Origin of the sequence: Sphaerotilus sp. (genome assembly GCF_041083715.1) — a bacterium.
Classification (GTDB): domain Bacteria; phylum Pseudomonadota; class Gammaproteobacteria; order Burkholderiales; family Burkholderiaceae_C; genus Sphaerotilus.
In genome coordinates this window covers 1-4,245 of record NZ_JBFPGY010000023.1, presented here as the reverse complement: position 1 = coordinate 4,245, position 4,245 = coordinate 1, and the positions used below count along the sequence as shown (strand labels likewise).

General features: G+C 68.0%; 4 protein-coding genes and 1 pseudogene. All 5 read right to left on the bottom strand.

All coding sequences use genetic code 11. From position 1 onward, the window contains the following. Positions 1–280 (bottom strand): cyclic nucleotide-binding domain-containing protein (locus AB3X43_RS00985; RefSeq protein ID WP_369428030.1); only part of this gene is annotated, 280 nt, incomplete at its 3' end. A gap of 249 nt (positions 281–529) precedes the next feature. After that, positions 530–2,050: a nitrogen regulation protein NR(I) gene (ntrC, locus tag AB3X43_RS00980; RefSeq protein ID WP_369428029.1), complete on the bottom strand. Its 1,521-nt coding sequence runs from the start codon at positions 2,048–2,050 to the stop codon at positions 530–532. A 69-nt stretch (positions 2,051–2,119) separates the two neighbouring features. Beyond that, complete coding sequence (gene glnL / locus AB3X43_RS00975) at positions 2,120–3,205, bottom strand: nitrogen regulation protein NR(II) (protein ID WP_369428028.1); 1,086 nt, start codon at positions 3,203–3,205, stop codon at positions 2,120–2,122. Further along, positions 3,202–3,753, bottom strand: coding sequence for a hypothetical protein (locus AB3X43_RS00970; RefSeq protein WP_369428027.1), 552 nt, complete (start codon positions 3,751–3,753; stop codon positions 3,202–3,204). The genes glnL and AB3X43_RS00970 overlap by 4 nt, the downstream gene beginning before the upstream one ends. 76 nt (positions 3,754–3,829) lie before the next feature. Beyond that, positions 3,830–4,245: pseudogene (gene glnA / locus AB3X43_RS00965) on the bottom strand (glutamine synthetase); the annotation flags it as partial.

Below are 4,245 nucleotides of genomic sequence, written 5' to 3'. Positions count from 1 at the left end.
GGATCGACATCTGGTCGCGGACAGCATCCAGCGGCAGATCGGCGACGACCACGTCCGACAGCGCCTGTGCTTCCATCGCGTACGGCTGGCCAAGCCAGGCAGCACTGACGTCCAGCCACGCCGGACCAGTCACGCTGCGCTCGGTGCGCAGGCATCCATCCGCCGCACGGGAGCCGAGCACCACATCCCCGGACAGCAGCAGCACCAGCGCATGTGCCGGCGTGCTGCGGTCGAGCACCGCATCACCTGCGGCCACCACGCGGCGGCGTGCCAGGTGCATCAGCAGATCCACATCAGCCGGCGCCAGCGTCGACGCAGACAGCACCCGCAGCCAAGGCGCCGGGTCGGCCGCAGCCGGAGGCGCTCCGGCGAGGCGACGCCGAGGTCGGGGCCAAGGCCCTGCGAGAGGGGGGTACATCTCCATGAGCGGCAATCAGTGCAAGTCGAAGTGAGCAAGAGGGAAAGAACCCGCCTGCACTGTCACCCAAGTTGTCCGCCCGACTGTTGAGGCAGGTCAAACCCCGCAGGCTCAATCCAGACCGAGTTCCTGGATCTTGCGGGTGATCGTGTTGCGCCCGATGCCCAGCTTGTGCGCGGCCTCGATGCGCCGGCCCTTGGTGATGGCAAGCGCGGTCTGGATCAGGCGGCCCTCGAAGAGCCGGGTCAGATCGTCCCAGACCTGCGGGTGGCCCTGTTCCAGCAGCCCACGGGCTTCGCGTTCCAGATCGTCGAGCCAGGTGTCGACCGGCGGGGCCGATGCCTCGCGCAGCGGCACAGACCCCGTGGGCAGACCGACGCCCACAGACCCCATGGCCGGCGTGGACTGGCCAGCGGATGCCGACGGCGACACCGCAGCGACCGGCGCCAGTGCAGGGCGCTGGCCCGCCATGGCCAGGACATGCTCCTGGATCTCGGGCGGCAAGTCCTTGGGATCGATGGTCTGCGCCGGCGCCATCACGGTCAGCCAGTGGCAGAGGTTTTCGAGCTGCCGCACGTTGCCGGGGAAGTCGAACAGCGCGATCTGCTGCAGCGCCAGATCGGACAGGCGCTTGGACTCGACGCCCAGCTCCTTCGCACTGCGCTGCATGAAGTGCCGGGCCAGCGCAGGAATGTCCTCGCGCCGCTCGCGCAGAGCCGGCAGGCGCAGACGGATCACGTTCAGGCGGTGGAACAGATCCTCGCGGAACACGCCGTCGCGCACCCGCGTCTCCAGGTTCTGGTGGGTCGCGGCGATGACCCGCACGTTCGACTTCAGTGGCTGGTGCCCGCCGACACGGTAGAACTGGCCGTCCGACAGCACCCGCAGCAACCGGGTCTGCAGGTCGAAGGGCATGTCGCCGATCTCGTCGAGGAAGAGCGTGCCGCCTTCGGCCTGCTCGAAGCGGCCGCGGCGGGTGGCCTGCGCACCGGTGAAGGCACCGCGCTCGTGGCCGAAGAGTTCGCTTTCCAGCAGGTCCTTGGGGATCGCGGCGGTGTTGATCGCGACGAACGGCCCGCCTGCACGCAGGCTGTGCTTGTGCAGCGCCCGCGCCACCAGCTCCTTGCCCGAGCCGGATTCACCGGTGATCAGCACCGTGACGTTGCTCTGGCTGAGCCGGCCGATGGCACGGAAGACATCCTGCATCGCCGGCGCCTGGCCGAGCATCTCGGGCACGTCGGCGGTGGCCTCGTCCACGCTTTCCTCGCGCAGGCTCTCGTCCACCGCACGGCGGATCAGTGCCACCGCCTTGGGCAGGTCGAAGGGCTTGGGCAGGTACTCGAAGGCACCGCTCTGGAAGGCCGACACGGCGCTGTCCAGGTCGGAATACGCCGTCATGATGATCACGGGCAGGCCGGGGTGGCGCGCCTTGACCTTGGCGAGCAGATCAATGCCGGTGCCGCCGGGCATCCGGATGTCGCTCACCAGCACCTGCGGGGCATCGTCCTCCAGCGCCGTCAGCACGTCGCGCGCGTTGGTGAAGCTGCGCACGGGCAGCTCCTCGCGGGCCAGTGCCTTCTCCAGCACGAAGCGGATGGATTGGTCGTCGTCAACGATCCAGATGGGTTTCATGCAATGCCTGTCAGCCTGTCAGCAGGTCGGTTCGGAGCCCGGACCCCGCCAGCGCAGGCGCCACAGGGGTCAGGGCAGCGGAATCTGAATCTTGAACAGCGTGCACCCGGGTTCGCTCTCGCATTCGATCAGGCCGTGGTGCTGCTGGATGAAATCCTGTGCCAGCGTCAGTCCGAGACCCGAACCGCCATCCCGACCAGAGACCAGCGGGAAGAAGATGCGATCACGGATCTCGGGCGGCACGCCGGGTCCGTTGTCTTCGATATGCAAGTCCAGTGCCAGCCGGTAGCGCTGGCGTCCGATCGTCACCTGCCGTGCCGCCCGGGTGCGCAGCACGATGCGGGCATCGCCATCGTCCTGCCGCCGCGTGGCCAGCGCCTGCGCCGCGTTGTGGACGATGTTGAGCACCGCCTGGATCAGTTGCTCGCCATCGCCACGGAACTCGGGCAGCGAGATGTCGTAGTCGCGCTGCACGGTGAGTCCCTTGGGAAATTCAGCCAGGATCAGCGCCCGCACCCGCTCCAGCACCTCGTGGATGTTGACGTCCGTGACCATGTGCGGCCGCCGGTGCGGCGCGAGCAGCCGGTCCACCAGCGCCTGGAGGCGATCGGCCTCGTGGATGATGACCTGGGTGTACTCGCGCAGTGCCTTGCTCTCCAGGTCCATCTCCAGCAGCTGTGCCGCACCGCGGATGCCACCCAGCGGATTCTTGATCTCGTGGGCGAGGTTGCGGATGAGTTCCTTGGTGATGCGGGCCTGGTCGAGCGTGCGGGTCTCGCGGTCCTGGCGGGTCTGCTGCTCGATCTCGACCAGCTCCAGCAGCACCTGCTCGCCATGGTCGATCTGGGTGACGATGGCGTGCACCGGCAGCGGCTCGGTCGAGGCAGCGCCGGGTGGGCGGCGCAGCAGCGCCTCCAGCCGCGCAGTGGCGAACTCGTTGGCGACCACCGCATCGAAGGTGACCTTCAGCGTCGCCGGATCGACGAACCAGTCGAACACCCGTCCGCGCTGCAGCGCCCGCCGCGGCAGGCCGAGCACGCTCTCGAACGCGGCATTCACGTAGACGCAGCGGCCATCGCGGCGCAGCACGGCCACCATCGTGGCGAGGTGGTCGAACGCATCGAAGGCATGGGCATGGGTGCGCGTCAGGTTCATGGGGCGGGCAGCTTGGCGAGTTCGCGCTTGAGCGCGGCGATGTCGGCTTCCTTGCGGGCGAGGGACGACTTCATCTCGGCCACCCGCTCCTGGTAGCGCGCGTAGTTGCGCTCGTCGCCGCGGCGCTCGGGCTCGCCTTGGTTGAAGTCCTTCTGCAGCGCGGCGAGCCGCTCCTCCTCCTTGCGCAGTTCGGCTTCGAGGATGCGCCGGGCATCGCTGTCGCGGGCGCGCTGCTGGGCTGGATCGACCCGCATGTCGCCGCTGGCCCGTGCAGCAGGTGCGGCACCACTGGCCGACCGGGCCGCTCCGCCCTCCCCACCGCCTCCGCTGGCAGGACGCCGCACAGGCGACTGCACCACCGTCACCGGCGCCCCGTCCAGCATCTTGCAGCCCAGCTCGGCAGCTTCCTTGGGGCTGTACTGGTCGGTATAGAGGTTGCCGGGGCAGCGGTAGACCGGGCGTTCCTGGGCGCTGGCCGCAGCCGCACCCGCCACCAGGGCCATTGCCATCGTCGTGCGCAGGATGCGTGGAAGGAAGATCGTGCTCATCGCGCCGCAGTATGGACCATAAAAAAGGCGACCCGCAGGCCGCCTTTCATGCACTCCGGTCTGATCGGCGATCAGATCACAGGGTGTAGTACATGTCGAACTCGATCGGGTGCGTGGTCATGCGCATGCGCTGCACTTCCTGCATCTTCAGATCGATGTACGCGTCGATGTACGAGTCGGTGAACACGCCACCCTTGGTCAGGAACGCACGGCCCTTGTCCAGATACTCCAGCGCCTGCTCGAGGCTCGAGCACACGGTCGGGATCAGCGCGTCTTCTTCCGGCGGCAGGTGGTACAGATCCTTCGTGGCGGCTTCGCCCGGGTGGATCTTGTTCTCGACACCGTCCAGGCCGGCCATCAGCAGCGCGGCGAAGCCCAGGTACGGGTTCATCAGCGGATCCGGGAAACGCGCTTCGACGCGGCGGCCCTTCGGATTGGCGACGTACGGGATGCGGATCGAGGCCGAGCGGTTCTTGGCCGAGTAGGCCAGCT

What these genes read in the sequence shown, in the direction of transcription:
- AB3X43_RS00970 (WP_369428027.1), bottom strand. Translation starts at nt 3,753, where the DNA reads ATGAGCACGATCTTCCTTCCACGCATCCTGCGCACGACGATGGCAATG.
- ntrC (WP_369428029.1), bottom strand. Translation starts at nt 2,050, where the DNA reads ATGAAACCCATCTGGATCGTTGACGACGACCAATCCATCCGCTTCGTG.
- glnL (WP_369428028.1), bottom strand. Translation starts at nt 3,205, where the DNA reads ATGAACCTGACGCGCACCCATGCCCATGCCTTCGATGCGTTCGACCAC.